This is a genomic window from Cytophagia bacterium CHB2 (genome assembly GCA_030263535.1).
Lineage (GTDB): Bacteria > Zhuqueibacterota > Zhuqueibacteria > Zhuqueibacterales > Zhuqueibacteraceae > Coneutiohabitans.
In genome coordinates, this window is sequence record SZPB01000453.1 from 1 (window position 1) to 4,474 (window position 4,474).

General features: G+C 56.2%; 1 protein-coding gene. It reads right to left on the reverse strand.

All coding sequences use genetic code 11. The features are described 5' to 3' along the window. Window positions 1-4: 4 nt before the first annotated feature. On the reverse strand, window positions 5-4,474 hold a 4,470-nt coding region (locus FBQ85_27070), incomplete at its 5' end, for an ATP-binding cassette domain-containing protein (GenBank protein ID MDL1878796.1).

Consider the following 4,474-nt stretch of genomic DNA (forward strand, 5'->3'; position numbering starts at 1 on the left):
ATTTTCAAACGCCGTTGGCGCCATTCTGCGCTTTGCTGGTTTGCAGCAAATAAACATACGCGTCTTCCAGCGTCGGCTCCACGGTTTCAACGGCCAAACCACTCACCGGTTCGCTGCGCAGAAACCTAATGCGAACGCCGTTCGCCGTCTTTTGATGTTGCACAATGTGCAGCGTTTCGCGCCAGTCTTGAAAAGCCTCTTCCGTGACGACTGCTTCGAAGACTTTGCCGTGCGCCTGCCGCTGCATGTCTTCGGGCGAACCGCGATAGAGCAAGCGCCCGCCGGCCAGCACCGCGAGATCGTGGCACGTGCTGGAAATATCTTCAACAATATGCGTGCTAAATATGACAATGCGTTCTTTCGCCAGTTCCGAGAGCAAGTTGCGGAAGCGAATGCGCTCGCGCGGATCGAGTCCCGCGGTCGGCTCGTCGACGACAATGATTTGCGGCAAATGCAGCAGTGTTTGCGCAATGCCGACGCGTTGTTTCATGCCGCCGGAAAATGTTTTGATCTTGTCGTCGCGTCGTTCCCACAAACCCACGCCTTGCAAAAGCTTCTCGATTAATTCGTGACGTGTTGCCTGTTCGTAGATGCCGTTGGTCAAGGCATGATAGTTGAGATAGTCTAGCGGCGTCATGTTCTCATACAAGCCGAAATCTTGCGGCAAATAACCGATGGCGCCATGAAACGCCTCGCGATGTTGCGAGAGCAGACGATCATTAATTTTGATGCTGCCATGATTGGCTTCCAGCACGCCGACGATGAGGCGCATGAGCGTGGTTTTGCCCGCGCCGTTGGGGCCGAGCAAGCCGAACATGCCCTGTCCGATTTCCAAATTCACGCCGGTCAAGGCGCGCACCTGCGGCCGCGGTGGGCGAATGTAGGGCAGCGCGCGCACGATCGCGTAGAGCATGCGCTTGAGTTTGCGAAATTTGCCCTGTGGCAATTCCGGATTAATCAAGCCCGTTTCAATTTTCTTGGCGATGCGACGAAGTACGAAGATAAGCAAAGCCACCACAGCCGCAATGACGGTAACCGCCGGCGTTTGCACGCGCCATTGCAAATAGATGAGAAAGAGCAAAACCAGCCAAACGCCGCCGCGCCGGGTGAGGTTCAGAATTGTTGCCGGTTGGGTGGCGCGGTCCGGTTCTACCGCTGAAGCTTTTCTCCTCGACCAAAATTTCCATCGAAAAGTTCGTGGCTGAGCCTGTGGCGGCTTGCCCGCCACAAAACGCCAGCGATAATATAACTCGCGCACGCCGAACAGCCATGCCAGGGTCAACATGCTCAAGATTATCAGCCAAAAGCCGCTGGTAAAAAATGTGTGCAAATAGAAAATAAGCGCGCCGAGAGTTGCCATCCAAATGGCAGATTCACGAATTGATTCACGCTGCCAGGGCAATTGCCCGGAAGCCACGAAGCGTTGCAACCGGCGGCGCTCTTTGTTCCATTCGCGCGTGACGCGGCCGGGCGCGCCGTAAATCTTCGTCAAGTTCTTGATGCGAATATGCAGTCTCTCTTCCGCGACTTGCTCGCGTTCGCGGCGCACGGCAAAAAATTGCTGCACACCATAAATCAATCCGAGAATGCCGAACCAAATTGGCAACGCCACCAAACTGGTGTAGAGCTTGCTCTGATAGGATTGATGAAACCAATAAATCAAACCAGCGGCGGCAAGCGTTCCAAAACCCAGCCCGAGCCAGCCGATCTTCTTCAGCCATTCTTTGGTTTGTTCGAGGCCGACATAGAGCACGGGGATAAAGACCAGCGTTGAGAAGGTGGACACGGCAAGCCCGCCAAGCACCGTGATTGCAAACGGCGGCCACAGTTCCAATTCGGTTCCCTGTTTCAGGGCCAGCGGAAAAATGCCAAGCATGGTCGTGCCCGACGTCATCAGAATCGGGCGCACGCGGCTTTGCACGGCAATCATCACTGCGCGCTGCCAGCGATAACCCTGCTTGCGTAGAATCGTGATGCGATCGATCAAAAAAATGCCGTTGTTAACCACGATGCCAAGCAACACGATGAAGCCGAGCAGCGCCATAGGCGCGCCTTCGCCCAGCGATAGCGGCGTGCCGCTGAACGCCAGCGCGAACAATGCGCCGATGACGGCGGTCGGCACAGTGCCGAGAATCACAAACGGGCTGAACAGGGATTCGAACTGCGCTGCCAGCAGCATATAAATGAGAATCGCGCCAATGGCCAGCATCCAGTAATAAACCGTTTTCTTGTCCTCGGTTTCGACTTTTTCAATTGTAAAACCTTGGGGCAAACGCAACTCTTGTAACATGCGATCGACTTGCGCCTCGGCCAGTTCCAAACGTGTCTTGGAGTCCTGGGCTTCGCGCACGAACGCATAACTGATTTTGACTTGCCGTTCTTGATTGTAGCGCACGATGTTGCCGGGGCCTTCGTCGAGGCGAATATTGGCAACTTCACGCAACGGCACCGGTTGTCCCGTGGCATTAGTGACCTTCAGGTTCTCTACGTCTTCCAGCCGGCGTTCTTCAGCATCCTTCATCAACATCTGCACGTCGCGCTCGCCGTTGGCGGCATAAAAGGGCGTCGCCGCGTTCGCGCCTTCCGGTCGCGTGGCCCAAATTGCATTCATGACTTCTTGCATATTCAATCCCCAGAGCGCAAGGCGCAAGCGATCGCCATGAATCTGCAATTCCGGCGCGCCGGATTGCAGGTCAGAGCGCACGGCTTCTTTCTCCATGTCGGGGATAGCCCGCAACGTTTGCACGATTTGATCGCCCAAAACGCGCAACGAGGCCAAATCATAGCCGCGCAGGCGCAGCGCCTTATCGCCGCCGAGCAGGCCGGATAATTCGTTGTCGCGCGACACACCGCCTCCACCCGAGCGGGACGGACGGTCAAAATTGATTTCAACATGCTCGAGGCCGCGATTGAGCCTCTTCAATTTTTCTTTGATCTCGTCAAGCTTCAACTTTTCTGTACGCTTGGCCGGTTCAACGAAGTTGACCGCAAGATGCGCCTCTTCCGCGCGGATACTGGCGCGGGTCTCTTTGAGGTTGGGCAATTCGCGCGTTTGATTTTCGAGACGCTGCACGATTTCGTCGGTGGCGTCGAGCGTTGCGCCGCGCGGCATGTTGATATAAATGTCGAGGCGATCAGGCGGAGGGGGCGGCGCGGTGCCGATGATGTAAACCACGCCGGTAAACAGGCTGATCAAGAGGAATATGACAACGGTTGCGATGGTGCGCACGCGATGGCGCAGGCAGGATTTGAGTAATAAACGGTAAATCTCCAAAATGCGGCCGCTGCCAAAAGGACGCGGCGGCGGTCCTTTCAAGGTGAGTCGTGCCAGCAGCGGAATCAACGTGATCGCAACCATTAAAGAAATCAATAGAGGGAAAACCACGGACAACGCCAGCTCACGCACGAACAGCTTTGCTTCACTCTCCACGAACAACACCGGCAGAAACACCAGCACAGTTGTTCCGGTTGCAGCCAGAATCGAGCGGCTCACTTCGCGCGTGCCGTCGTAAACCGCTGCGAATACGCTTTTGCCGCGTTGATAATGCACAAAAACATTCTCCATGACGACGATGCCGTTATCCACCAGCATGCCGATGGCGAGCGCCAGGCCGCACAACGACAAAATATTCACCGAAAGATCGAAGCCGTACATCAGATTGAAGGTCACCAGCAACGACACCGGAATGGCGATCATCAAAATGATGACAAAGCGCAGATTGCGCAGAAATAAAAAGAGCACAAGCAGCGCCAGCAGCGCGCCGGTCAAGGCCATGGTCTCGATGCGATCGAGGGCTTGTTGAATCAGCCCGGCCTGGCTGAAGTTGACGGCCAGCTCGAACCCTTGCGGCGCAAGCTCGCGATTCAATTCCTCGATCTGCGCGAGAACATCATTGGCAACGGCGAGCATGTTGCTCACGTTATCTTTTTGCACGAAGATGCCCACGCCGGATTTGCCGTCAACGCGATACAGTTGCGTGCGTTCGGCCTGGCTGTAGCCGATATCGGCAACGTCGCGCAGCCGCGTGGGCCCGCGTTCGTCAATGATTAATTCGCGCAACTCGCGCAAATCATCGACGCGGCCGAGCAGGTTGACATCCAGATAGCGTCCGGCGGAAACCACGCGGCCAAGATGCTCGGGCTGGCGATGAAATGCGTTGATCTTCTGCTGCACCAGCGGCACCGGAAGGCCCACGGCTTCGCAACGCTCCGGGTCGATTTGAATGCCCACGGTGCTGCGCTGCCCGCCGCCGATGTTGATATTCACCACGCCGTCGATTTGTTCGAGTCGCGGGCGCACGCGCCGTTCTGCCGCCTCGCGTAACTCATCGATGCTGGCTTCCCCGCGAATGCTGAGTTCCATGAGGTAGGTGGAAAGATCCGCAGTATCGAAGCGATTGACTTCGATGCGCGACCCCGCCGGCAGGCGATTCTCCAAGGTGTTCATCTTCTGCTGCAATTTTAGCAGCGCGAA